We start from the raw sequence: 25,864 nt of genomic DNA, 5'->3' as shown, positions 1-25,864 counted from the left end.
CCAGGAAATCGGCGTTGACGATGGTGTAGCCGTAATCCTCAAAGCCCTGGCGGACGTTGATGTTGGCGCCGTCCTTCAGGTACACGTCGCCGGAACCGGTGCCGCCCTTGATGGTGTTGTAGGCACCCACGCCGAAGAGGGCCACGGGAGTACCGGCATTGCCGGAGATGGGCAGTACGTTGTTATTGTTCTCCAGGAGGACCATGCCCTGGGTGGCGGCCCACTGGGAGATGGCGGCGTTGGCTTCTTCACGCGCGGCGCTGGCGTTAGGATCGGTGGAAGCGCCGACAGTCATATCGTCGTCAACTTCGGGGAGTTCAGGCGCTTCGGGTACGCCGGACATATCGTCCGAGCTGGAACCGCCGGAGCCGGAACCACCGGAACCGGAACCGCCGGAGCCGGAGGGCCGGCCGGACAGAGGCGTGTCATCGCCGGGCAGCTCGACTTCGAAGCCCTGGCAGAAGCGCATGAGGATGGTGGCGACCTCAGCGCGGCTGGCGCTGCCGGTGGGCAGCAGAGCGCCCTTATCGGTACCGGTCAGAAGGCCAACGCCCACAGCCCACTTCACGGCCTCCACCGCGTAAGCGCTGACGGAGCTGCCGTCGGTAAAGGTGGTCACATCACCGGAAGCGGTGGTGTCATACTCCTTATACTGGGCATAGCGGTACAGGATGGTGGCCATCTGCTCACGGGTGATGGCATCATCGGGACCAAAGAGCCCGGTGTCATAGCCGGTGACCACGCCCTTCTGGGCGGCCCACAGGATGGCATCGGTATACCACTGGCCGGCAGCCACATCGCTGAAGGACGTAGCGCCGGTGACCTCCGGCTCTCCCTCCAGGCGATAGAGGATCGTCACGATCATGGCCCGGTTGGTAACCATGCTGGGGGAGAACAGTCCGCCCCCTGTGCCGTTCATCATGCCGTTTTCTGAAGCATACTTCACGGCGTCGTAGAACCAATCAGTTTCCTGCACATCGGCATAGCTGGTGATGCTGGTCCCCGCTGCGAAAACGGTGGTCGGCAGCAGGCCCAGGAGCATACACAGTACCAACAGAATGCTCAGGAATCGTTTGGTTTTCTTCATTTTCTGCCCCTCCTTAATTTTACGCAATTCGTATGATTCTGATTGGCGGACTGCTGCGGCAGATGCTGTCTCCCTCCCTTCCCTGCACAAAAGGCATCCGCAGGCCGTCCCGCCATGCGTCATTCGCTTTGGAACAAACCGTCCTGACTCAGATATACAAAAAGAATCCGCAGCTTTTGCGGGTTCTCCAAACGTAAAATCATGCGATCCGCCGCCATACCCGGCGACCAGGATCTGTATCCATAAAAACAACACGGCTGCGGCCGTGGTATCTGTATTTCTGTGGGGCTAATTTGTAATGGCAATTTACAAATAGGTTTTCTTTATTATAGAGGCTAATATATCAGTTGTCAACACAACTACTATACTGTCAATTTACATTGCAAACTCTTGAATTAGTCCGTTCATTCCCTTCTTTTCATTTCTTATTTTGTAAAAAAATAAAAATTCAGTTTTCCCTCGCAAAAAATAATTGGATATTCTGACCACAACTTTTTATAAAAAACTTCCAGCGTCCCCCTTTATTTCCTGAATTTTTTTCCAAAGATATTCTCCGCTGCACGGGCCCTCATGACGGCAGCCGCGTCCGGGCCGTCCCGCCGTGACACGATGATATCCGCAATCTTTGGGTCTTTTATTTGGCATTGATGCTTCTCTGCATACTGGACAGAAATGATGGTTAGAGCTAAAATAAAGTTGTCTGTTTTTTGTCAAAAAGCGCCCTTTTGATTACATCAACCCCCATGAAAAAGAGAGGTGTTCTCTATGCTGAAGGACGAGGAGCGGCAAGGAAGACAGGACGGCCTGGCCCGGGAGGTGCTGCTGCTGTCCCGCAACACCCTTTTGGTCCATCTGCGCTTTCTGGACGCGGCCTTAAGCCAGCTTACCCTGGCGCCCGCGGACGTCCCCCTGGCCACCGACGGGGCCCACATCTACTATAACGCCCGCCATGTGCTCCACATCTACCGGACCGAACGGGAACGGCCGGTGCGGGACTACCTCCACATGGTCCTGCACTGCGTGTTTCGCCATCAGTTCGTACGTAATCTGACGGACGAGGCGCTGTGGGATCTGGCCTGTGACATCGCCGTGGAAAGCGTCATCACCGATCTGGGCATTGCCGCCGCCGCGTCTGCCCGGCAGAAGGCCCAGAGCGCCCTGCTGCAGCACCTTCGCGGCGTTGTCAAACCGCTGACCGCCGAAAAAATTTACCGCTATTATCTGGACCACCGCCCATCCCCCGAGGAACTGCTCCGGCTACGCCAAACCGTCCTGGCCGACGACCACACCCTTTGGTATCATTCCGCCGAGGGGCGTCTCTCCATACTGTGGCATGGAAACGCCGCCGCCGGGACGGCGGAAGAGACGGGAAACGCCGCGCCTTCCCGCTCCGACCTCTCCCAGCGCTGGAAGGATATTTCCGAGCGGATGCAGATGGATTTGGAGACCTTCTCCCGCCGGCAGCGGGGCGAGGACGCCGGCAACCTCATGCAGAATCTCCAGGCAGTGAACCGGGAGAAGTACGACTATGCCGCTTTTCTGCGAAAATTTGCCGTCATGGGAGAGGCCATGAAGGTCAACGACGATGAGTTCGACTATATTTTTTATACCTATGGCATGAAGCTCTTCGGCAATATGCCCCTCATCGAACCTTTGGAATATAAGGAGGTCAAACGCATCCGGGAATTTGTCATCGCCATTGACACCTCCGGATCGGTGGCCGGAAAGCTGGTGCAGAACTTCGTGCAGAAAACCTATAACATCCTCAAGCAGTCCGAGAGCTTTTTTACCAAGATCAACCTGCATATCATCCAGTGTGACGCGGAAATCCAGGAGGACGCGAAGATTACCTCTCAGGAGGAGTTCGACCGGTATCTGGCCACGATGCAGCTCCGCGGCTTCGGCGGCACCGACTTCCGGCCGGTGTTCGCCCATGTGGAGGAGTTGAGGAAAAACAGGGAGTTTACGAACCTGAAAGGACTCATCTATTTTACCGACGGATACGGCACTTTCCCGGCCCAAAAGCCGGATTATCACACCGCTTTTGTTTTCATCCGCGACGAATATCAGAACCCGGATGTGCCGCCCTGGGCCATCAAGCTGGTGCTGGAGCCGGAAGAAATTTAAGGAGGAAAAGGATATGAACGGCAATTCGGATTTTGTGATTGAGAACGGCGTTTTGGAAAAGTACAACGGCCCCGGCGGGGATGTGACGGTGCCAGAAGGCGTGCGGGTATTATCCCATCGCGTTTTTGCGGGTAGGAAGAATCTGACTTCGGTACGGCTTCCGGAGGGGGTAGAAACCGTTGGGAGCAGCGTGTTTCAGAACTGTACTTCTCTGCAGAAAGTTGAACTTCCTGCGTCGGTAACAGCCATTGATGGCTGGGCATTCGACGGTTGCAGTGCTTTAAGGGAGATTTGCTTGCCCGTCGCTCTGACTTATGTTGGAGACAATGCCTTTTCTGGCTGTACATCTTTAGAGCAAATCGAGATTCCTAGTCTGATTACGTCACTGAGCAGCAATATCTTTCGGGATTGTACATGTCTTCAATCCATTCACTTTGCGGATACCATTACCTATATTGGAGACGGGGCGTTTTATAACTGCCGCAATTTGTCAGAAATTACCCTTCCTGATAGTCTGAAGGTGATGGGCAAAGAGGCGTTTCGCTCCTGTTCCTCTCTGACGGAACTAACAATTTCTGCGGGGGTGACAGAACTGCCAGAGGCCTGTTTCGCCGGATGCAGTGCTTTGGTTAAGCTCACTCTGCCAGAGGGCTTGGAGATCATCGGTTCCTCTGCCCTTGGCGGCTGCGCCGCATTGGCGGAACTGGATATTCCTGAGCAGGTGTACAAATTGAGTACTTATGCGTTCTGCGATATATGGCGCGGCTGCGACAGCCTCCGGCGGCTTACCATCCGGGGAACGCAGGTCAAATTTGGGAAGGACGCGTTCTTCAAGTTGAGTCCGGAAGTGGAGATCATTTTAACGCAGATGTCGCCGGCCAAATTGCCGGAGCCCCAGCGAAGCGCGGCGGTACGCACCTTTGCCCGGCAGATTGCCGCTGGTGAAGAACTGACTGCCCGTCATCGGGAAATCTATCTCAAATATATCAAGAAGAACCTCAAAGACTTCTGCGATATCGTTTTTCAGACACCAGAACTGCTGCGGCTGATGATTCGGGAAAAAATGATCCCCTTGACAGAGCTGGACGAGTTGCTTGAGCGTGTTACTGGAAAACCAGAACTCGCCGCTATGCTGCTGGATTATCAGCAGGCGCAGTTCACACCGGCTCAGAGGCAGAAAAAACAAGAGCGAGAACTTCAGACGCAGATGGATTTGCTCCTCTCCAATGCCCTCGATCCCAATCAGGCGAAAAAGCTCTGGCAGTATGAGAAGACTTTTACGGGAAGTATCCGGCTGCTGGGCTATAAGGGTGATGAGACTGAGATTTTGGTTCCAGCGTTTGTCGGAAATGATCCGGTGACCGCCATTGGACCCGATGCGTTCAGTCCTGATGCAAAGCCGCTCAAAGCTGAACAGAGGGAGCATCGGGCGAAAAAAATTACCTCAGTGGTCTTACCGGACAGCCTCACAGAGATTGGCGATTCTGCCTTTCACAGCTGCGCCGCGCTTACTTCAGTTCACTTTCCAGCTCAGACGGGTCGGCTGCCTCAGGGATTATTTACCAAGTGCGGCGCCCTGCAACAGATCACGGTAGGGGAGGGCAGTTCACTTTATGCAGATGTGGACGGGGTGTTGTTCTCGACTGACAAGACACAACTGCTGTTTTGTCCTGCGGGCAAGAAGGGGGCATACTCCATTCCAAAATCTGTGGAAAGTGTCCTTAACGGTGCTGCTCCGGCCGCATCGGGGGAGAGTGCCTTTTCTGGCTGTGCAAAACTGAAATCAGTTACAATTCCCTCCGAGGTAACACAGTTACCTGTACTGCCGTTTGAAGGCTGCAAGGCTTTGGCCGCAATCGAAGTCGATGAGGATAATCCCACTTATCACAGCGCAGATGGTGTGTTATTTAATCGCAATATGACACGCCTGCTCCAGTGTCCCCCGGCGAAGGAAGGAACCTACACAGTACCTGAGGCAGTCAAAGAAATTGCTGCGGATGCATTCAGCAAATGCAGCAAGCTCACAGAAATCTATTTGCCGGACACGCTGGAAGAGATCGGACCCTCTGCCTTTTTGGGATGCCGGAAGATTGAGACTATCACGATTCCAAACGGAGTTCGATGCCTGAAGCGATCGGTGTTTTCTACGTGTCAGAAGTTGACAGATGTGTTTTTGTCTGCTCAACTGGTGGAAATTGATTCTTTTGCTTTCTATGGTTGCAGCAAAGATTTGACCATCCACGCCCCGGCTGGGTCTTACGCCGAGCAGTATGCCAAGAAGTGCAACATCCCCTTTGCGGCGGAGTGAGGGGGCGAGTCTGGTCATCCTGGCGGCACCGGCTTCCGGCCGGTGTTCGCCCATGTGGAGGAACTGAGGGGGCGAGCGCATGAGCAGCAGTGATTTTCTCATAGAAGACGGCGTCCTGGTCATGTACCACGGCCCCGGCGGGGCGGTGGTCATTCCGGAGGGTGTGACGGAGATCGGTGGGTTTGCCTTTCGCGGCTGTACTGCTCTCATTGCGCTCACCATTCCCGCCAGTTTGGAGCGGATCGACGGGCACGCATTCCACGGCTGCATGAACCTAGAGCGTGTGGAAATCGCACCGGGAAATCGGCGGTTTCGTGTGGAAGACGGGCTGATGATCTATGTGGACGGCGAGACGGTCGTCTTTCCGCTGGGACGCCCCACTAATCTTGTGATTCCCGGCAGCGTAACAAAGATTGGAGACCATGCCTTCCAGGGCTGCACCAGTCTGACCGGTGTGACCTTTCCGGAAGGGCTGACCGGGATCGGGTGCTTTGCCTTCTCCGGCTGTACCGGCCTGACCGAAGTTACCATCCCGTCGGGAGTGAAGCACATCGGCCTCTATGCCTTCTCCGGCTGCGCCAAATTGGAGCAAATCACCCTGTTGGGACAGCCGGAGATCGGCCAGGAGGCGTTTCCGGACGAGGTGACGGTCCTAGAGGCCCAGCAGCTTCCTCTGTCGGCCTTTTTACTCCCGGCCCATCAGCGGGCGGCCATCCGGGGGTTTGCCCTGCGGTATACATCCGGGGCGGAACTGTCCGAAGGATACCGGGCCGACTGCATCAGGTATATCAACGAGCAGCGGAACAACCTCTATCCCGCGGCCCTGACATTTCCGGCGCTGCTCCATGTAATGCTAACCGAACAGATCATACCGCAGGGAGACATTCCCCACCTCATTGACCGGGCAATCGAGATGGGCAGGCCGGAAGTGATCGCCATGCTGTTGGAGCATCAGAATGCAAAGATGAACTTACAGGATCCCTTAAAAAAGTTTACCTTGTAATAAAAAGAGACCGGTACTCAGCCGGCAGAAAGGAACCAATCGAAAATGAACATCAAAGAAGCAAAAGAGCAGATCAAAAACGCCATGACGGCTTATTTTTCCAAAAACGAATACGGCTATGAGATCCCCATCGAAAAGCAGCGCCCCGTCTTTCTCATGGGCCCTCCGGGCATCGGCAAGACGGCCATTATGGAGCAGATCGCCGCCGAGATGGGGGTGGGACTGGTCTCCTACTCCATGACCCACCACACCCGTCAGAGCGCCCTGGGCCTCCCCTTCATCGTCCATAAAAACTACGGCGGGTACGAGTGCGACGTGTCCGAGTACACCATGAGCGAGATCATCTCCACCGTTTACGACATGATGGCGGAGACCGGCGTGCAGGAGGGTATTTTGTTCCTGGACGAGATCAACTGCGTATCGGAAACGCTGGCCCCCATCATGCTCCAGTTTTTGCAGTATAAAATCTTCGGCCGCCACCGGGTGCCCGACGGCTGGATCGTGGTCACCGCCGGCAACCCGCCGGAGTACAACAACTCCGTCCGGGAGTTTGACATCGTCACCTGGGACCGCCTCAAGCGCATCGACGTGGAGCCGGATTTCGATGTGTGGAAGGAGTACGCCTACCAGAGAGGGGTCCACCCCGCCGTTCTGACCTATCTGGAGATCAAAAAGGGCGACTTTTACAAAATCGAGTCCACCGTGGACGGCAAACAGTTCGTCACTGCCCGGGGCTGGGACGACTTGAGCCAGATGATTCACCTCTACGAAAAGCACGGCCTGACGGTGGACGGCAAGCTGGTGGGACAATACCTGCAAAACCCCAAAATCGCCCGGGACTTTGCCGTCTATTACGATCTCTTCAACAAATACCGCAGCGATTACCAGATAGATTCCATCCTGGCGGGCAAGGCCACCGGAACCGTCAAGGACCGGGCCAGAGCGGCCAAATTTGACGAGCGGCTGGCCCTGCTGGGCCTCATTCTGGACGCGGTGACGGCCAGGCTCCGGGATGTGATGCTGCTGGAGGGGGTCAATCTGGAGCTGATGATGGCCCTGAAGGGCTTCCGGACGGCCCTGAGCACCAAACGGGGGAGTAGCCCGGCGGAACTTTTGGCCCAGCAGGCGGAGGAGCGGAAAAAGCGGCTGGAGAGCGGCAAACGGGCGGCCAGCCTGTCGGCCGACGCCCAGCGGCAGCTGATAGACGTGGTGAGAATCCTGGACGAGCTGGGGCAGCAGGTGGCCGGCGAGTACGACGGGGCGGCCGCCTTCCGGATGGTCAAAGAGGGCTTCGACGGACGGGTCAAGGACATGAACAACCAGGCCCAGAGCGCCCGGAAGAATCTAAGTAACGTCTTCCGCTTCTGTGAAGAGGTCTTTGCCGAGGGGCAGGAGATGCTGATCCTGGTCACCGAGCTGACCATCCACACCCATGCGGCCAAGTTTATCGCCCGCTACGGCTGTCCGGAGTACTTTGCCCACAACAAGGAGCTGCTCTTCTATGAGCGCCAGCAGGACATCATCACCGAGCTGGAGCGGCTGGATCTGGACGAGTAAGAAGAGGAGGGGGCAACATGAGCGGCAATGGGGAATTTTCCATCAAGCAATATGTGAAAAAATGCGTTTTGAAAAAGTATAAAGGGCCCGGCGGGGATGTGGTCATTCCGGAAGAGGTGACCGACATCGGCAGTTGGGCGTTTCAGCGGTGCGCCGGTCTGACCGGTGTGACCATCCCGGAGAGAGTGACCACCATCGGCAGCTTTTCCTTTTCCGGCTGTATAGGCCTGAGTCATGTGACGTTTCCGCAACATATGAGCCGGATTGGTGAACATGCCTTCTATAACTGCGCCAGCCTGACCAACGTAACCATTCCGGAACACGTGACCCAGATTGGAGAATATGCCTTCTTCGGCTGTACTGAGCTGTCCGACGTTACGATTCTGGGAAAACCGGAGATGGGAAAAGAGAGCTTCCCGGCCAGTGTGGCCGTCATCGTGGCGGAGCAGCTCCGGATGGAGGATTATTCGCTCCCGGCCCATAAGCAGGCGGCGGCCAGAGGGTTTGCACGGCGGTATACCTCCGGGGCGGAGCTGCCCGAGGACTACCGGGCCGACTGTCTCAAGTACATCAAAAGCCGGAAAAAACGGCTCTATCCGGTGGCGCTGCAGGATTCGGCGCTGCTCCGTGTGATGCTGGGCGAGAAAATGGTGCCCAAGGGAGATCTGCCCGACCTCATCGACCAGGCCGCCGCCATGAACCAGCCCGAGGTCACCGCCATGCTGCTGGCCTATCAGGAGGAGCAGCTCAAACCGGGGGAGCGGGAGAAGCGGGAAGAAAAGAAAATGCAGCGGGAGATGGACTTTCTGCTCACCGGCACCCTGACGGTAGGGGAGGCGAAAAAGAGCTGGCGGTACGAAAAGGACAAAAAGGGGCATCTCTGCATTATGGGTTATAAGGGAAAGGAGACGGACCTTGTCGTTCCCGACAGGATCGGGAAGGACAAGGTGACTGCCATCGGCGCCTACGCCTTCAGCCCTGACGGGAAATCCATCACGGAAGAGCAGCGGCAGGTCCGGCGTCAGATCCGTTCCATTTTGCTGCCTGAGGGCGTGAAAGAGATTGGAGGAAGCGCGTTTGTAAACTGCGCCAGTCTGGAGCGGCTCCATATCCCCTCCACTGTCAAGCGTATTTCCACGGGAAGGGTGCGCGTGAAAAATGCCTTTGCCTCCTACGAGTTCGAGACAAACGCCTTTTGGGGGTGCCGGTCACTGACAGAACTGACGGTGGATGAGAAAAATACCGCCTACCGGATGCAGGATGGACTACTGGTCACCAGGCAGGAGGCCGAATACGGGCTGGTGGGCCGCCTTCCCGATCTGGCCGGTGTATGCGTCATTCCGGAAGTGGTACGAATGATTCCGGACGCCTTTTTTGAAAACTGCACGGGACTGACCAAGGTAGTCCTGCCCAATACCCTGCAGCGGATTTACAGCGATGCCTTCGCCTATTGTACCAATTTGGCCGAGATCAATATTCCGGACGGCGTTGTGTTCCTTGACGATCATGCCTTTCGGGATTGCGGGCACTTAAAGGAAATCATCCTTCCGGCGAGTGTGCGGACGGTCGGTCTGGCGGCCTTTTCCTCCTGTACGGAGCTGAAAAGCGTCCTGTTCTCAGAAGGGATCACCACCTTGGGCAACTATATCTTTCGGAACTGCGCCAATTTACAGACAGTCGCACTCCCGGCCAGTGTCAGTTCCATGGGAATCGGCGTATTTTCCGGCTGTTCCAACCTCACCATTCATGCCCCGGCGGGTTCCTATGCCGAGGCGTATGCCAAGAAACATGATATTCCCTATCAAAAACAGGAGGTATTACCATGAGCGGCAATGAAGATTTTATGATTGAAAATGGCGTTTTGCGCCGGTACAACGGCCCCGGCGGGGACGTGGTCATTCCGGAGGGCGTGACCGCAATCGGCAATTCTGCGTTCAGTGACTGCGAGGGCCTAACCAGCGTGACCATTCCGGACGGTGTGAAAGAAGTCGGCCATTTTGCGTTCAGTAACTGCAAGGGCCTGACCAGCGTGACCATTCCGGACGGTGTACGAGAGATTAACTCCTATGCGTTTTCTGGCTGTACCAGTTTGGCCGGCGTGACCATTCCAAACAGTGTGAAAGAGATTGGCGATTCTGCCTTCAGGGGCTGTGAGAGCCTGACCAGCGTAGCCATTCCAAGCAGTGTGAAAGAGATTGGCTACTATGCCTTTTCCGGCTGTACCAGTCTGACCAGTGTGGAGATTGTACCGGAAAATCAGCAGTTTTATGTGGAAAACGGGCTGGTGATTTCCAGAGAAGAGAGCAGTGTGATTCTGGTTCCGGGAGGTCTGACCAACGTAGTCATTCCGGAGGGCGTGAAAAAAATCGACGGCGCTGCTTTCTGTGGCTGCACCAGCCTGACCAGCGTAACCATTCCGTCCAGTGTGGAGGAGATTGGCCGGGGCGCCTTCTCCGGCTGCACGGGCCTGACCAGCGTGACCGTTCCGGAAGGGGTGAAGAAGATCGACTATGGCGTCTTTTGCGACTGTACCGGCCTGACCAGCATCGTCCTGCCCGGGAGTATTTCCAGAATCTATGATAGCGCTTTCCAAAACTGTAAGGCGCTGACTGACATTACCATTCCGGAGCGCGTGGAGCGGATCGGTTATCATGCCTTTCAAAATTGTAAAAAGCTGGCCAGCATCCATATTCCGGGGAAAAAGGTAGGAAAAGAGGCCTTTCAAGGGTGCTCCCGCCTGAAAAAAGTCACGTTGGGAGAGAATATGACCACCCTTGCAGAAAGCGCCTTTTCCGGCTGCAAAGCCCTGACCGGCATTACCATCCCTGCTGCTGTGACCCAAATTGAGGTAGACGCCTTTGCGGGCTGTACCGCCCTGCGGGAGGTGACCTTCCTTGGGGCCCCCGCCCAGCTCCATAAACGGGCTTTTTCGGGGGAGAACATGGCATTTTATACGCCGGCCATGTCCATGGCCCAGCTGCCCTCCACGGAATATAAGCAGGCGGCGGTCAGAGGCTTTGCTCTGCGGTATGGTTCCGGGGAAACGCTGTCCGAAGCCTACCGGGCGGACTGCCTCAAGTACATCAAGGGACAGAAGAAAAAGCTCTACCCCATCGCCATGGAGTTTCCGGCCCTCCTCCATGTGATGCTGGCAGAGAAAATAGCGCCCAAGGGAGACCTGCCCGACCTGATCGAACAGGCCGTTGCGTTGAACAAGCCGGAGGTCACCGCCATGCTGCTGGACTACCAGGACAAGCAGCTCAAGCCGGGGGAGCGGGAAAAGCGGGAAGAAAAGAAAATGAAGCGGGAGATGGACTTCATGCTCACCGGCGCCCTGACGGCAACAGAGGCGAAAAAGAGCTGGCGGTATGAAAAGGACGAGAAGGGGAATCTGACCATTTTGGGCTACAAGGGCAAGGAGGCTGATGTGGAGGTGCCCACCGTCATCGGCAAGGACCCGGTGACCGCCATCGGCGACTACGCCTTCAGTCCCAACGCTTCCCCCCTCACCGAGGCGGTGCGCGCCTTGCGCCGGGGCATCCGTTCCATCGTCCTGCCGGAGGGCATCACCCAGATCGGCTGGGGAGCCTTTGAGGAGTGCGAAGGTCTGGAGCGGCTCAATGTTCCGGCCTCTGTTCAAAAAATGGGACCGTGCAGCATCATCCGGAAGATCGACAAAAAAGGAGAGACAGTGGACAACCCCTTTGCCTCCTGTCCTTCTCTGCGGGAGCTGACGGTGGACGAGAGAAACAAGCGCTATCTGCTGCGGGATGGTCTGCTGCTCAAACGGAGCAAGGGGGAGGAAATTTTACTGGGCCGCGTGGGAGCGGTGCAGGGGGTGTGCGTCATCCCCAAAGGCACCAAAAAAATCCCCCCTGAGTGCTTCCGGGACTGTGTGGACATGACCGGAATTTCCCTGCCGGAGGGGCTGGAGAAAATCGGAACGGACAGCTTTTACGGCTGTCAGAACTTGACGGAATGCCTCCTTCCGTCCACCGTGACGGCCATTGAGAAACGGGCTTTTTCCGGCTGCGCCGGTCTGACGGAGCTTCCCCTGCCCACCGGCCTGACAACCCTGGGCGACGGCGCGTTTGCCGGCTGCACGGGCCTGACCCATGTGACCATTCCGGGCGGCGTAGGGAAACTGGGCGACAGCTGGGGACTTGGTTCCGGTGTCTTTTCGAACTGTACGGGCCTTGTCAGTCTGACCATCTGTGAAGGGGTGACGGAGATCTGGGAGCAGGAATTTTACGGCTGTTCCAGCCTGACCGACCTTTCCATCCCGGCCAGCGTGACCAGCATGGGCGACAGGATTCACTATCCATTCAGTGGATGCAGCCAGCTCACCGCGTGGAACATCCACCCGGACAACCCGGTCTACCGGGGAGAAGGTCCCCTGCTGCTGACCAAAGACGGAAAAACGCTGCTCCGCTGTCTGGTGGGAGCGTCCGGCGTGGCGGCCGTCCCGGAAGGGGTGACCAAGATTGAGCATTGGGCGTTTGAGTATTGCAGAAAATTAACAGAGATTCATCTGCCTGCCAGTGTATGCGAAATGAAGGAGAGCGCTGTTTTGGCGGATGAGTGGCTGAAAAAGATCGTCATTCACCCGGATAACCCGGTTTTCCGGGCGGAAGGACCGATGGTCCTGCGCCGGGACGGCCTGCTGCTCCGCTGTCTGGAGTGCGCTTCCGGGAAATTGACGGTCCCCGATGGCGTGACGGCCCTGGGCTGGGGATCGTTCAGCGGATGCCGCAAGCTGACGCGCATTGTGCTGCCCGCCAGCGTGACGGAAATCGACCGCTCGATTTGCGGAGATACCTTTCACAGCTGTCCCGAGCTGGTGATCTGCGCCCCCGCCGGGTCCTATGCCCAGAAGTACGCCGAAGCCACCGGTCACCCCTTCGTGGCCTGTTGACCGCCGGAACAGGCACTTGATTGGGACTGTATGAACGGGTTGTGACGCCGTTTTTGCCGTTTGGTTGATTTCTGTGCCAATTTTCTTTATCATGATAAAAATGGAACACACAGCCAGATGAAAAAAGGAGGATCACCATGAAAATCCGCAGCGACTTTGTCACCAATTCCAGCAGTTATAGCTCGGTCTGCATCAAAATCCAGAACCGGGCGCTGGCCGAGCTGCTGCGGAACTACAAAGCGGACCGGCTCCACACCTATCTGTCGGTGGAGGACGACCTGGTCCTCATTTCGGAGGAGGAACAGGCCGACCAGTGGCGCGCCGCTCCCGAGACGCTGGAAGAGCTGATGGGGGCCGTCATCTCCAACCTGAGCCGGGGGGACAGCGGCGAGATGCGCCGGGAGCTGGAAGAACGGAAACAGGAGCTGCAAGACGGGGTGGAACGGGCCAGCTGGGACTTTCACGACGACAGTTATGGCGAATTCTGGGTGCCGCCCGGCGAGCGGTCCCACTTCCTCACCTGTACCCGCAATGCCGACGGAACGGCCACAGCATCCACCCAGCGCTCCTACCATCAGGGCGTTACCACCAAAGAGAAGCGGGTCTATTTTGAACCGGTGGACCGGGTGGAACTCAAAGGCCGGGCCTTTGTGCTCACCGGGGATTTTGCCCACTGCGGCAATGACCGCGGGGCCATCAAAGAACAGATCGTGGCCAGAGGGGGCCGGTGTACGGGGAGCATCAGCGGAAAGACCAACTATCTGGTCATTGGAAGTCTGGAGAATTTCGGGGCAAAAAAGGTGGAACAGGCCAGAGAATTGCAGAGAAAGGGCCAGGACATCCGGATCATCCGGGAAGAAGATCTGTTCCGCAGTCTGGAAGACGCCCCGTCCAAGAACTGAGCATACATGGAGAAAGGAGTATAACCATGAAAGAGCTGAAGAGACCTTTTATTGGAATCGCGTTTGCAGGCGCGCGGGAGGAGATCGCCGCGCTGATTCGGGACTGCATCCCCGACGAGACCGCCGCCGCCCAAGCGCTGGACGATTGTCCCGCCGGACCGTATACCGTTTTCGAAATGCCGAACAGTTCCTTGCAGCAATACGAAGGGCTGGTCAAGGGCCATCCACGCTGCGAAGCCCTGAATTCCGGCGGCGAAGGAACCGTCCGCCATTACTCCGAACTGGGCAGCGGTACCGGCGTCTGGGAGGATCTGCTTCCCACTTACTCGCAGTTTTTTGAGGAGTCGCTGTCGGACTGGGAGGCGCTGCTGCTCTACAACTTTCCGCAGCGGGTCAGCGCCGAGGTGATCATCACCCGCCGGGACGGGACTTCGGCCGATTATAAAGCCTGTGACGACCTGCTGAAACGGCTGGACCAAGCGCCCGGCGGCCCCACCCTCGGTGCGCTGGCCCAGTGGACCGATCCCTATGTGATGCGCGCCAAATCTCGCGAACACATGACCCGTTTCCGCAAGGAAAACCAGTCCACCGCCAACATCCGCAAGCTCCAGGTGAGGGTCTATTGCAGCCAGCGGCCGGAGGAGGACCGGTTCCCCCGGCTGGCCGCCCTGCCCGGCGCGTCTGCGCTGTGCGACGTCACCGCCTTCCGCTTTTTCCGGTCCACCCTGGAGACGCTGGTGCGGCGCACCTATGACTTTGATACCATGACCATGGAAGAAACGGTGTTTACCACCGCCCATGTGCCCCAAAACCCGGCCCAGGGGCACTATGACTATGTGGATGTGGAGCTGGACCGAACGAGCAGCGAACCTAAGCCCTTTGCCGTTGCGCAGCCTGAGGAGGCCGACCTGGTGTGGAGCCGGGAGGAGCCGGGCCTGTGCCTCTTCTGCCTCTCCGATACCGACACCATCCGGGTGCCGGAGCAGGACCCTACCGGCGCGCCGGTGACGGCGCTGGACGAGGGCAGCTTTGCCGGGCTGACCAACGTGAGCCGGGTCATTCTGCCCGACACCGTGGCGTCCATCGGCCAAGGGGCCTTTGCCGGGTGCAAAAAGCTGGAGTATCTCTCCCGCTACAGCGACCCGGACAGCAAGGAGGATTTCCTGCTCACAAAGAAAAAGGATTTGCTCACGCTCTTTACCAAAAAGACCTCCTATATTGTGCCCAAGAGCGTCACCAAAATTGGAAAATACGCCTTCAGCAACTGCAATAAACTGAAATCGGTGACTCTCCACGGCGGATTGAAGCCGCTGCTCAAGGACTCCCTTGCCGGCTGCAAGAGTCTGAAAACAGTGGTCCTGGCCGCCGACGTCACGGCGGTCAACGTGGCGGCGCTGGAAAAGGGAGGCATCAAGGAAGTGGTCCTCCCCGACGGTACCAGCATCAAAATTCAGGACCCCTGCCAGTATGCCTGCTTTACCCAGGATGAGAGCGGCGTGCACTTCTCCTATGAACTGGCGGCGCAGAACTGGCAGAAGGCCAAGAGCGAGAGCAGCCGCTTCAAGGTGGTGATGGACCTGCTCACTGCCCACAGCGACGCGGCGGGCAAGCAGCGCTCCCCCATGGCCGACTATGCCATCCGCTATTGCATCGGCAAGGGGGACGTGAAAAACCTGTCCGCCCTGCTGGAGCTGGGCCTGTCTCTGGATCTGGATTTTTCCGCCCTGGTGGAGCTGGCTAACCGGGCGGGGAACGCGGAGATCTCCGCCATGCTCCTGGGCCAGAGCAACGCCGGGGAAAATCACAACAAGATGGTCCTCCGGCAGGAGACCCCCGCCCAGCCGGGCAAGCGGCTCTATATCAAGGTGCGCTTTGAAAACAACAAATCCTATTCCTACTTCTGTGATTATCAGGTCAAGCCGGGGGACAAGGTGTTCGTGGGTGGCAAGATGGCGGGCCAGCCCGGCGAAGTGGTGGAGATCATCCCCAAGCAGCCCAGCGGCACGGCGGCCTTTTACACCCAGTCGGTGACCGAGGCCTTTACGGTGCAGCTGGAGGAAGTGGACGACCTGTTTACCCTGTAAGGAGGTAAACAGATGAGCGGCAATTCTGATTTTGTGATTGAAAACGGTATTTTGAAAAAATACGCCGGTCCCAGTGGGGACGTGGTCATTCCGGAGGGGGTGATCACAATCGGCTATTCTGCATTCAGTGACTGCACGGGCCTGACCAGCGTGACCATTCCGGACAGTGTGAAAGAGATCGGCCATTTTGCGTTCAGTAACTGCACGGGCCTGACCAGCGTGACCATTCCAAACGGTGTGAAAGAGATTGGCGGTTCTGCCTTCAAGGGCTGCGAGGGCCTGACCAGTGTAGCCATTCCAAACAGTGTGAAAAAGATTGGCTACTGTGCTTTTTTGGGATGTACCAGTCTGACCAGTGTGGAGATTGCACCGGAACATCCGCGGTTTTACGTGGAAAACGGGCTGGTAATTTCCAGAAAAGAGCGCAGTGTGATTCTGGCTCCTGGAGGTCTGGCCAGCGCATTCATTCCGGACGGTGTGAAGAAGATCCACGATCGGGCCTTTTCTGGCTGCACGGGCTTAACCAGCGTGACCATCCCGGCGGGTGTGAAAAGGATTGGAGAGTTTGCCTTCAAGGGCTGCACCGGCCTGACCAGCGTGGTCATTCCAGTGAATATAACCGAAATCAACGGCGAGGTTTTTTCTGGCTGCACAGGTCTGACCAGCGTGACCATTCCGGCGGGTGTGAAGGAGATCGCTCAGGCAGCCTTTCGGGACTGCACCAGCCTGACCAGTGTGACCATCCCGGAGGGCGTGAAGGAGATCAATTGGAGCGCCTTCTCCGGCTGTACCAGCCTGACCAGCGTGGTCATTCCGAAGAGTGTACTCAGAATCAAGATGGATGCTTTTGCGGGCTGTACTGCCCTGCGGGAGGTGACTTTCCTTGGGACGCCCGCCGAGCTCCATAAGCAAGCCTTTTCGGGAGAGAATATGGCGTTTTATACGCCGGCCATGTCCATGGCCCAGTTGCCTTCTACGGAATATAAGCAGGCGGCGGCCAGAGGTTTTGCCCTGCGGTACGCCGCCGGGACGGAGCTGCCCGAAGCCTACCGGGCGGACTGTCTCAAGTACATCAGGGGACAGAAGAAAAAGCTCTACCCCATGGCCCTGCAATTCCCTCCACTCCTCCATGTGATGCTGGTAGAGAAAATGGCGCCCAAGGGGGATTTGCCCGACCTCATCGACCAGGCCGCTTCGCTGAATAAGCCAGAGGTTACCGCCATGCTGCTGGACTACCAGGACAAGCAGCTCAAACCGGGGGAGCGGGAGCAGCTGGAAGAGGAGAAGATGCAGCGGGAGATGGATTTCATACTCACCGGCACGCTGACGGCGGCGGAGGCGAAAAAGAGCTGGCGGTACGAAAAGGACGAAAAGGGAAATCTGACCATTTTGGGCTACAAGGGGAAGGAAACCGAGGTGGAGGTGCCAACCGCCATTGGCAAGGACCTAGTGACCGCCATCAGCGATTACGCCTTCAGCCCCAACGGAAAGCCCCTGTCCGAGGCCCAGCGGGCGGCGAGGAGAAACATCCGGTCCATCCGCGTGCCGGAGGGCGTCGAGACCATCGGCAAAAGCGCCTTTGAGGACTGCGCGGGACTGGAGCGGGTGGAGTTTCCGGCCTCCGTGCGGAAAATCGGGGGCAGCAGCTATTTGCCCGACGGTTACAAGCCAAAGCCCCAAAAGACGGATGATCCGTTCAGCGGATGCCCGGCGCTGACCACGGTTTTGGTGGCGGAGGACAACCGCTGGTACTGCGTGGAGGACGGGCTTTTTTGCCGCAAGTCCAAAACCGGGCGAAAGATATTGGGCTATGTGGGCAGCGGTGAGGGTGTCTGTGTCGTTCCGAAGGGGACCAAAACCATTCCCGACTACTTTTTCCAAAAGCGTGGTTCTCTGACGGCTGTGAGTTTGCCGGAGGGAGTGGACGAGATTGGGAACTTTGCGTTCCGGGATTGCACAGGCTTGACCAGTGTGACCATTCCGGAGGGCGTGAGCAAAATTGGCAGGAATGCCTTTTCCGGTTGTACCAGTCTGACCAGCGTGATCCTTCCGACCAGCGTGACTGCCATCGACGAGTATGCCTTTTCCGGCTGTACCAGCCTGACCAGTATGACCATTCCGGAGGGCGTGAGTAAAATTGGCAGGAAAGCCTTTTCCGGTTGTACCAGTCTGGCCAATGTAATTCTCCCGACCAGCGTGACTGCCATCAATGAGGAGACCTTTTCCCGCTGTACCAGTCTGACCAGTGTGACCATCCCGGAGGGCGTGCAGGCGATCGGCAAGTCTGCTTTCTGGTGCTGCACGGGCCTGACCAGCGTGACCATCCCGGAGAGCGTGACGGAGATTGGCGATGTCGCTTTCCGAGGCTGTACCAGCCTGAGCAGCATAATCATCCCGGAGGGTGTGGTTCGGATTGGACAAACTGCGTTTGGTGAAACGCCGTGGCTGGAACAGCAAAAGGCGGAGCATGACATCGTTTATGCGGGACGGTGCGTGGCGGCGTGCAGGGAAACCCTTGCCCATGCGGAGATCAAAGACGGAACCAGGTATATTTGCAACCATGCTTTCCGGGAGTGTACAGCTCTGACCAGCGTGGTCATTCCAGAGGGTGTGACCGAGATCGACTGGTGTGCCTTTGATGGCTGTACAGGGCTGACCAGCGTGACCATCCCGGCCAGCGTGACGAAGATCGGCTGGTGTGCCTTTCATGACTGCGAACATCTCACCATCCACGCCCCGGCGGGGTCTTATGCCCAGAAGTACGCAGAGGAGAACCATATCCCCTTTGCGGCGGAGTAAAGAAAAATGGACGAAAAGGAGGCATCCATTATGAGCGGCAACTCTGATTTTGTGATTGAAAACGGCGTTTTGCTGGAATACAAGGGCCCCGGCGGGGAAGTCATCATTCCGGAAGGGGTGACAGAGATTCCCATTCTGCTCTTTGAGCACTGCAATCATCTGACCCGGGTGGTTCTGCCCGAAAGTCTGCAGCGCATCAATATCCGGGCCTTTTTCGACTGTATCAATCTGAAAGAGGTGGTCATTTCCAAAAATGTGTCCTACATTGGCGAGGCCGCGTTTGACAACTGCGAAAGGCTGGAGCGGATCATCGTAGACGAGGAGAATGAAACATTTCGGGTGCAGAACGGCCTCTTGATGGCTGGGACCTCGGTGGAAGCCTGCCCCGGTGGACTGCGCGGCGTATGCCGGATCCCGGAGGGAACGACGCGGATTTCTTCCTTTGCCTTCTCCGGCTGCCACCGGCTGACGGAGATCCGGGTGCCTGACACCGTGACCGGCATTGGTAAGAATGCCTTCCGGCAGTGCGTCAGACTGAAACGGCTGACTTTCCCGCCCAAACTGAAGAAGATTCCCGGGCGGCTGTGTCTGGGCTGCGAGCATTTGCAGGAGATCGTCCTTCCGGAGAGCGTGAAGGAAATCGAAAACGCCGCATTCCAGCATTGTGGGCTTCTGCGGGTCTCCCTGCTGGGAAAGGCTGTAAAAATGGACGGCTATGTCTTTGGCGAGGGAAATTTTTCCCTCTTTGCCCCCAACTTTCCGCTGGCTGACCTGAAACCCATTTATCGCCTCAACGCCATCCGGGCCTTCCTGGACGAGGAAGCCGCCTTCTCCGATGAGCGCCGGGCGGAATATTTGAAATACATCAAGACCAACCGCAAAAAGCTCCTGCCCACAGCACTGGAATGGCCGGAGCTGCTGCGCCTGATGCTCCGGGAGGAGATGCTCAAGCCGGAGGAGGTGGAGCGGCTGGTGGGTGAGACCACGGCGGCAAACCGCACGGAACTCACCGCCGAGCTGCTGGACTATCAGAATCGGATTTTCCCCATGGAGAAGCGGCTTGAGGCCCAGGAAAAACAGCTCAAACGGCAGGCCAGGCAGTTTGAGCGGGAACTCAGGCAGCTGGAGCGCGGGGAGCTGCCCGAGCCGAAGCTGCCAAAACTCTGGCGGACGGGAAAGGACGAAAAGGGGAATCTGATCCTTTTGGGCTACAAGGGCGAAGAGAGCGAGATTGAGGTGCCCGCCGTCATCGGGAAAGACAAGGTGACCGCCATCGGCGATTACGCCTTCAGCCCCAACGGAAAGCCCCTGTCCGAGGCCCAGCGGGCGGTGCGGCGGGGCATCCGCTCGATCCGTGTGCCGGAGGGCGTCGAGACCATCGGTGAGAGTGCCTTTGAGGACTGCGCAGCTCTGGAGCAGGTGGAGCTTCCGGCCTCTGTGCGGAAAATCGGGGGCAGCAGCTATTTGCCCGACGATTACAAGCCAAAGCCCAAAAAGACGGACCATCCGTTCAGCGGATGCCCGGCGCTGAGCGCGGTTCTGGTGGCGGAGGACAACCGCTGGTACTGTGTGGAGGGTGGGCTTTTGTTCCGTAAATCCAGGACCGGAAAGAAGATGCTGGGCTATGTGGGAGATGGACAGGGCGTTTGTGTCGTCCCGAAGAGGACCAAAACCATTCCCAATTACTTTTTCCAAAATTGTACCTCTCTGAAGGCTGTGACCATTCCGGAGAGTGTGACCAAAATTGGCATGAAGGCGTATTCCGGCTGTACCAGTCTGACCAGCGTAATCATTCCGGAGGGTGTGACAAAGATCGGCCCTTCCGCCTTCTCTGGCTGTACCAGCCTGGCCGGCGTGGATATCCCGGAGGGTGTGACCGAAATTGATACAGGTGCTTTTTCCGGCTGTACCAGTCTGACCAGCGTGACCATCCCGGCCAGCGTGACCCAGATTGGCCCGTGTGCTTTTTTATGGTGTAAAAACCTCACCGTCCACGCCCCGGCGGGGTCTTATGCCCAGCAGTACGCCCAAAGAAACAACATCCGCTTTGAAGAAGCGTAAAAAAGGAGGAATTTCTCCGTGCACCGAGATTTTATCATTCAGAACGGCGTTTTGGAGCAGTACAACGGCCCCGGCGGGGATGTGGTCATCCCGGAGGGCGTGACGGAGATCGGCTACCCTGCCTTCCGTAACTGCACCAGTTTGACCAGCATCGTCATTCCGAAAACTGTGGTTCAGCTGAATAAGTTTGCCTTTTCCGGCTGCACAGGTCTGACTAAAGTGGAGATTGCACCGGGAAATAAGTGCTTCCACATAGAAAACGGACTGGTGATTGCTCCCAAAAGGAGGACCCTGCTATTTGCCCTGTCAGGTCTGACCAGCGCAGTCCTTCCGGCCAGTGTGACCATTCCGGAGGGTATCGTGAAAATCGAATGCTATGCCTTTGTTGAATGCGCGTCTCTGACCGATGTGACCATCCCGGCCAGCGTGGCCAAGATTGAGTCCTTTGCCTTCGAGGGCTGCAACACACTGGAAAAGATTACGATTTTGGGAAAACCGGAGATCGGAAAAAAGGCGTTTCCGGCCAGTGTGGCCGCCATCGTGGCGGAACAGCTCCGGATGGAGGATTATACGGTCCCGGCCAATAAGCAGGCGGCGGCCAGAGGCTTTGCCCTGCGGTACGCCGCCGGGGAAGCGCTGCCCGAGGACTACCGGGCCGACTGCCTCAAGTACATCAAAAGCCGGAAGAAAAAACTATACCCGGCGGCGCTGCAAGACCCGGCGCTCCTCCATGTGATGCTGGGCGAGAAAATCGTGCCAAAAGTGGATCTTCCCGATCTCATCGAGCAGGCCGCCGCCTTGGGCAGCGCGGAAATTACCGCCATGCTGCTGGCTTATCAGGAGCAGCAGCTCAAGCCGGGGGAGCGGGAGCAGCGGGAAGAGAAGAAAACGCAGCGGGAAATGGATTTTCTGCTCACCGGCACTCTGACGGCGGCAGAGGCGAAAAAGAGCTGGCGGTACGGAAAGGACAAAGAGGGAAACCTCTGGATTCTGGGTTACAAGGGCAGGGAGACCCAGGTGGAGGTCCCCGCTTTCATCGGCAAGGACAAGGTGGTGGGCATCGACCGCGCGGCGTTTAACCCCGATGCCCACCGCCTGACCGAGGCGATACGGACCATGCGCAGGGAGATCACGGGCGTTCGTCTGCCGGAGACCATCGTCACCATCGGTGGGTATGCGTTCCAGAACTGTACGGCCCTGGCCAGCGTGACCCTGTCGGAAGGGATTCGCAAAATTGGGCCCTGTGCCTTTCAGGACTGCACCAGTCTGACCAGCGTGACCCTTCCGGACAGTGTACAAGAGATTGGCGGCTGTGCGTTTGCCGGCTGTACGAGCCTGGCCAGTGTGACCATCCCGGAGGGCGTGGCCAAAATTGACGGGTGTGCCTTTGGAAGCTGCGCCAGTCTGACCAGTGTGACCCTCCCGGCCAGTGTGAAAGAGATGGAGCAAGATGTGTTCTGGCGCTGTAAGGGCCGCGTTACCATCCACGCCCCGGCGGGGTCTTATGCCGAGCAGTACGCCCAAAGAAACAACATCCGCTTTGAAGAAGCGTAAAAAAGGAGGAATACAGAATGAACGACACCGAAGATCTGAGGGAAAAACTGCTCGCTGACGTCTATGGCGGGGCATTTTCCGGCCTGGGCGCCATGCTGCTGGATGAGGACCGCATCCGCAAGGCCGACGAGGAGGAGCTAAAAGAAATCGCTTCCCAGTACGGGTACAAATAACCGGAGAATAGGGAGAAAAGAATGGAACAAATGGAGCTTGTCTCCCGGCAGCAGCCGGGACACATTACAATCGACAACTTTGACGAGATAAAAGCGGCCCTGTCCGCCATTCTGGTCCGGTATGAAAACGTGGTCTATACCGAGGCCATGCTCACCGACGCCAAGGCGGACAAAAAGGAGCTCACCCGTCTGCGCAAAGAGATCGACGACCGGCGCAAGGAGATCAAAAAGGCCTATCTGGAACCCTACAACCTGTTTGAGGGACAGGTCAAAGAGCTGCTGGCCATGATCGACGGACCGCTGGACGCCATCAAGGAATTTGTCTCCGGCATGGAGGAGCGGGAAAAGGAGGGCAAACGGGGGGAGATTTTGGCCTATTTCCAGACACACAGCGCCCCCTTGGGCGATATGGCCCGGCAGGTGTGGGACAGCCCCGCCTTTTTTGACAAGAAATGGCTCAACAAAACCACCTCGGCCAAAACCTGGCAGGCGGCGGTGGACGCAAAAATCGCCGGCGCCGCCCGGGATCTGGACAGCATCCGGAAGGGAGCCGGACCCCATGCCGGCGCGCTGACCGTCAAATATCTGGAATGTCTGAGTACGGAGGGACTTTCGGACCTGCGGGCAAAGCTCCGCTCGGCGGAGCAGGCCGGGGAAACCGTGGCGGAAGCCCTGCCGCCGGAGGACCAGCGCCTGGGTCACAAGGTCCTGAGGCTCACCGGCACCGCGCAGCAGATGGCCCAGGTGATAGAGCTGTTGGCCCTGTCCGGTATCGAGTGGGAGGTGCTGGAGGACGACATGCCCCAGCCCATGGAGGAGCTGACGGAGCCCACTTTTGACTCCTTTGTGGCCTTCGACCTGGAGACCACCGGCACCTACGGCGCCGCCAACGGCGACGGACCGGCGGAAATCACCGAAATCGGCGCGGTCAAGGTGGTCAACGGGGAGATCACCCAGCGGTTTTCCCAGCTGGTGGACCCGGGCCGGAAGATCCTCCCCCGCATCTCCCGCATCACCCACATCACCGACGAAATGGTGGCCGGCCAACCCAGGATCGACGCCGTCATCCGGCAGTTTGCCGACTTCGTGGAGGACAGCGTGCTGGTGGGGCACAACATTAAGGCCTCTGACCTCTACTACATCGACCGGGCCGCCAAAAAAGCCGGCATCCGTATGGAAAACGCCTTCTTTGACACCTATCGCTACGCCAAACGCCGCAAAGAAGCAAACGGCTGGGAGAGCGTGACGCTGGAATATCTCTCCCGGTGCTTCGGCATCCGGCAGCCCGACGCTCACCGGGCCTGGTGCGACGCCCAGGCCAACGCGGAGCTCTATTTTGAGCTGAAAAAGCTCTGAAAACCGCCTGTCTTTATAAAAATGCCCTGAGGCCGTATGGTCTCAGGGCATTTTCTTTGAAAACATATCACGGAAAACGGCCGATCCTTCTTTTTCTCTCCTTCTCCTCCTGATCCGCCATTTTGGAATCAATGTAGAGCAAAATGGAGGAAACAACCATCAGCACCGTTCCGGCCAGGGCGCAGACAACGGAAGCCCAAAAATTCGGCATATAGCCGCCCAGGATCAGGGCCATCATGGCCACATAGCCGCTGGCCGCTATGGCGCTGATGGCAGCCAGCGCGGTGTGATAGGTAAACAGAGAAAAGGAAAATTGAAGGGAGGAAAAGACCGAGGAGAGGAGCAGCCACATGCCGATGAGCATGATGATGACCACGCCGCCATAGACCAGCAGCGCCACGATCCCGCCGAACAGGGCGGAGATGATGGAACTCAGAATCATTGCCACGACGATGCCCACGGTGGCAGCCAGAATGGGCAGTCCGTAAAGACCGCACTTGTAGTGGACGGCGCCGGCCAGCTTCACGCACACCGCCACAATGATGGTTTTGAACACATCAGAAAGCACATCATAGACCGGATAGGTGCTTTGAACCGTGGTCTGAAGCAGGCTCCCGATCACGGAAAGCCACATACCTAAAAAGGGGACCTCGCCCGCCAGCTCCGCGGCCAGCTGAGCGGCGGCGTTGGGAACGATGAGCTCAATGATAATCAGGCACACCGGAATGAGAAAAAAGAGAAACAAAATCTGCGCCAGATTGCTGATGACCGCGCGGGTGATTCCGCCTCCAGGAAACATTGCAAACACCTGCTTATGAAACATTTTTAGCCCTGCCGCCGGATAATGTGGTCCTTATCCTTATAAATGCTGCCCTCCGGCACCACGCCGCGGACGCAGGAGGTGGGATAGACGCTGCTGTGCCGGCCGATGACGGTGCCGGGATTCAGCACCGAGTTGCAGCCCACTTCCACAAAGTCGCCCAGAATGGCGCCCATCTTCTTGCGGCCCGTCTCGATCTGGGTCTCCCCCTTCACCACCACCAGGGTCTTGTCCGATTTCACGTTGGAGGTGATGGAGCCGGCCCCCATGTGGCTCTTATAGCCCAGAATGGAGTCGCCCACATAGTTATAGTGGGGAGTCTGGACGTTATCAAAGAGAATCACGTTTTTCAGCTCCACCGAGTTGCCCACCACGCAGTGGGCCCCCACCAGAGCCGAACCCCGGATAAAGGCGCAGTGACGCACCTCGGTCTCCGGGCCGATGATGCAGGGCGCGCCCAGATAGGCCGTGGGCGCCACCACCGCGCTTTTGTGGACCCACACATGCTCCGCCGGACAGTCGTACTCCTCCGGCGAAAGGGTCTCCCCCAGAGACAGGATCAGGTCCTTGATGCCGTCCAGCGCCTCCCAGGGATAGCGGAACTGGCGGAGATAATCGGCCGCCATGGTGTGGGACAGGTCCAGCAAATCGCAAATGGTAATATTCATAGGATAAAAAACGCCTCCAATGTCAGTGTTGGGATACCAAAAGGATACTTGGCCATGGTACCCCTCTTTTTTCCTAGACATTATAGCGCATATCTTATCGCCCGTAAAGAAAAAACACCCTTATGACACGGAGATTTCCCTGTCATAAGGATGCTTCCAGGCATACCTGGTCAGGACTGCCGGGAGTCCTGACCAGGTGCGTCTCTTGATTCCATACGGTCGTCCTTCAGCTTTTGCACCTTAAAGGAACTGGGTTACTTCTGGTAGTACAGATTCACCGTGGTACCGTCCTGCTGCATGTCAACAAAACGGTAGACGCCCTTATCGTCATAATTGTAAAGGGGGTCCTGGAGCACGCCCTCGGCCTTCAGCTGCTCCGCCGTCACCACCGTGCCCTCGGGATAGTAGCCCAGCATAAAGTCCACCAGCTCGCCGCCGCAGTAGGCGTTG

General features: G+C 57.4%; 17 protein-coding genes. 13 read left to right on the top strand and 4 right to left on the bottom strand.

Features of this window, described 5'->3' with window-relative positions:
• On the bottom strand, positions 1–1,087 hold a 1,087-nt coding region (locus H7U37_RS10270; protein WP_204875514.1), incomplete at its 3' end, for an S-layer homology domain-containing protein.
• 765 nt (positions 1,088–1,852) lie between these two features.
• On the opposite strand from H7U37_RS10270, the gene H7U37_RS10265 reads away from it, so the two are divergent.
• The 13 genes from H7U37_RS10265 to H7U37_RS10205 all read left to right on the top strand — a co-directional run bounded on the left by H7U37_RS10265 (position 1,853) and on the right by H7U37_RS10205 (position 23,926).
• Positions 1,853–3,214: a vWA domain-containing protein gene (locus tag H7U37_RS10265; protein ID WP_204875513.1), complete on the top strand. Its 1,362-nt coding sequence runs from the start codon at positions 1,853–1,855 to the stop codon at positions 3,212–3,214.
• A 13-nt stretch (positions 3,215–3,227) separates the two neighbouring features.
• A complete protein-coding gene (locus H7U37_RS10260; protein WP_204875512.1) occupies positions 3,228–5,522 on the top strand; it encodes a leucine-rich repeat domain-containing protein in 2,295 nt (764 codons plus the stop codon).
• Positions 5,523–5,601: 79 nt separating this feature from the next.
• The gene (locus H7U37_RS10255) at positions 5,602–6,525 is read left to right on the top strand and encodes a leucine-rich repeat domain-containing protein (protein ID WP_204875511.1); all 924 of its coding nucleotides are present in this window, start codon (positions 5,602–5,604) and stop codon (positions 6,523–6,525) included.
• A gap of 45 nt (positions 6,526–6,570) precedes the next feature.
• Positions 6,571–8,082 (top strand): ATP-binding protein, encoded by a 1,512-nt coding sequence (locus H7U37_RS10250; protein ID WP_204875510.1) that lies wholly within the window; start codon positions 6,571–6,573, stop codon positions 8,080–8,082.
• A gap of 17 nt (positions 8,083–8,099) precedes the next feature.
• Positions 8,100–9,908: a leucine-rich repeat domain-containing protein gene (locus H7U37_RS10245; protein WP_204875509.1), complete on the top strand. Its 1,809-nt coding sequence runs from the start codon at positions 8,100–8,102 to the stop codon at positions 9,906–9,908.
• The gene (locus H7U37_RS10240; protein WP_204875508.1) at positions 9,905–12,997 is read left to right on the top strand and encodes a leucine-rich repeat domain-containing protein; all 3,093 of its coding nucleotides are present in this window, start codon (positions 9,905–9,907) and stop codon (positions 12,995–12,997) included. Before H7U37_RS10245 ends, H7U37_RS10240 begins: the two co-directional genes overlap by 4 nt.
• A 137-nt stretch (positions 12,998–13,134) precedes the next feature.
• Complete coding sequence (locus tag H7U37_RS10235; protein ID WP_204875507.1) at positions 13,135–13,899, top strand: BRCT domain-containing protein; 765 nt, start codon at positions 13,135–13,137, stop codon at positions 13,897–13,899.
• 26 nt (positions 13,900–13,925) lie between these two features.
• A complete protein-coding gene (locus H7U37_RS10230) occupies positions 13,926–15,983 on the top strand; it encodes a leucine-rich repeat domain-containing protein (protein WP_204875506.1) in 2,058 nt (685 codons plus the stop codon).
• 12 nt (positions 15,984–15,995) lie between these two features.
• Positions 15,996–18,782, top strand: a complete 2,787-nt coding sequence (locus H7U37_RS10225) for a leucine-rich repeat domain-containing protein (protein WP_204875505.1) — start codon at positions 15,996–15,998, stop codon at positions 18,780–18,782.
• Positions 18,783–18,812: 30 nt separating this feature from the next.
• Complete coding sequence (locus H7U37_RS10220) at positions 18,813–20,843, top strand: leucine-rich repeat domain-containing protein (protein WP_204875504.1); 2,031 nt, start codon at positions 18,813–18,815, stop codon at positions 20,841–20,843.
• An 18-nt stretch (positions 20,844–20,861) separates the two neighbouring features.
• On the top strand, positions 20,862–22,397 hold the full coding sequence (locus tag H7U37_RS10215; RefSeq protein ID WP_204875503.1) for a leucine-rich repeat protein: 1,536 nt from the start codon (positions 20,862–20,864) through the stop codon (positions 22,395–22,397).
• A 17-nt stretch (positions 22,398–22,414) separates the two neighbouring features.
• Positions 22,415–22,570, top strand: coding sequence for a hypothetical protein (locus tag H7U37_RS10210; protein WP_204875502.1), 156 nt, complete (start codon positions 22,415–22,417; stop codon positions 22,568–22,570).
• 21 nt (positions 22,571–22,591) lie between these two features.
• Entirely contained in the window at positions 22,592–23,926 is a 1,335-nt protein-coding gene (locus H7U37_RS10205; RefSeq protein WP_204875501.1) for a DUF1351 domain-containing protein, read from the top strand.
• A gap of 67 nt (positions 23,927–23,993) precedes the next feature.
• Here H7U37_RS10205 and H7U37_RS10200 read toward each other — a convergent pair whose 3' ends face one another.
• From H7U37_RS10200 to H7U37_RS10190, 3 genes are all read right to left on the bottom strand, one after another.
• On the bottom strand, positions 23,994–24,725 hold the full coding sequence (locus H7U37_RS10200; RefSeq protein ID WP_204875500.1) for a hypothetical protein: 732 nt from the start codon (positions 24,723–24,725) through the stop codon (positions 23,994–23,996).
• A 26-nt stretch (positions 24,726–24,751) separates the two neighbouring features.
• Entirely contained in the window at positions 24,752–25,414 is a 663-nt protein-coding gene (locus tag H7U37_RS10195; protein ID WP_204875499.1) for an acyltransferase, read from the bottom strand.
• Between the two features lie 254 nt (positions 25,415–25,668).
• Positions 25,669–25,864 (bottom strand): hypothetical protein (locus tag H7U37_RS10190; RefSeq protein ID WP_204875498.1); only part of this gene is annotated, 196 nt, incomplete at its 5' end.

The sequence above is a fragment of the Pseudoflavonifractor phocaeensis genome (assembly GCF_016901735.1).
Classification (GTDB): Bacteria; Bacillota; Clostridia; order Oscillospirales; family Oscillospiraceae; genus Pseudoflavonifractor_A.
The sequence above is the reverse complement of the archived record's forward strand: the minus strand, read 5'-3'. Positions and strand labels throughout refer to the sequence as shown.

Bases quoted from the DNA above. Each gene is read 5' to 3' on its own strand.
- H7U37_RS10265 (WP_204875513.1), top strand. From the start codon at position 1,853: ATGCTGAAGGACGAGGAGCGGCAAGGAAGACAGGACGGCCTGGCCCGG.
- H7U37_RS10260 (WP_204875512.1), top strand. From the start codon at position 3,228: ATGAACGGCAATTCGGATTTTGTGATTGAGAACGGCGTTTTGGAAAAG.
- H7U37_RS10195 (WP_204875499.1), bottom strand. From the start codon at position 25,414: ATGAATATTACCATTTGCGATTTGCTGGACCTGTCCCACACCATGGCG.
- H7U37_RS10240 (WP_204875508.1), top strand. From the start codon at position 9,905: ATGAGCGGCAATGAAGATTTTATGATTGAAAATGGCGTTTTGCGCCGG.
- H7U37_RS10200 (WP_204875500.1), bottom strand. From the start codon at position 24,725: ATGTTTCCTGGAGGCGGAATCACCCGCGCGGTCATCAGCAATCTGGCG.
- H7U37_RS10210 (WP_204875502.1), top strand. From the start codon at position 22,415: ATGAACGACACCGAAGATCTGAGGGAAAAACTGCTCGCTGACGTCTAT.
- H7U37_RS10205 (WP_204875501.1), top strand. From the start codon at position 22,592: ATGGAACAAATGGAGCTTGTCTCCCGGCAGCAGCCGGGACACATTACA.
- H7U37_RS10220 (WP_204875504.1), top strand. From the start codon at position 18,813: ATGAGCGGCAACTCTGATTTTGTGATTGAAAACGGCGTTTTGCTGGAA.
- H7U37_RS10245 (WP_204875509.1), top strand. From the start codon at position 8,100: ATGAGCGGCAATGGGGAATTTTCCATCAAGCAATATGTGAAAAAATGC.
- H7U37_RS10225 (WP_204875505.1), top strand. From the start codon at position 15,996: ATGAGCGGCAATTCTGATTTTGTGATTGAAAACGGTATTTTGAAAAAA.
- H7U37_RS10230 (WP_204875506.1), top strand. From the start codon at position 13,926: ATGAAAGAGCTGAAGAGACCTTTTATTGGAATCGCGTTTGCAGGCGCG.
- H7U37_RS10255 (WP_204875511.1), top strand. From the start codon at position 5,602: ATGAGCAGCAGTGATTTTCTCATAGAAGACGGCGTCCTGGTCATGTAC.
- H7U37_RS10235 (WP_204875507.1), top strand. From the start codon at position 13,135: ATGAAAATCCGCAGCGACTTTGTCACCAATTCCAGCAGTTATAGCTCG.
- H7U37_RS10250 (WP_204875510.1), top strand. From the start codon at position 6,571: ATGAACATCAAAGAAGCAAAAGAGCAGATCAAAAACGCCATGACGGCT.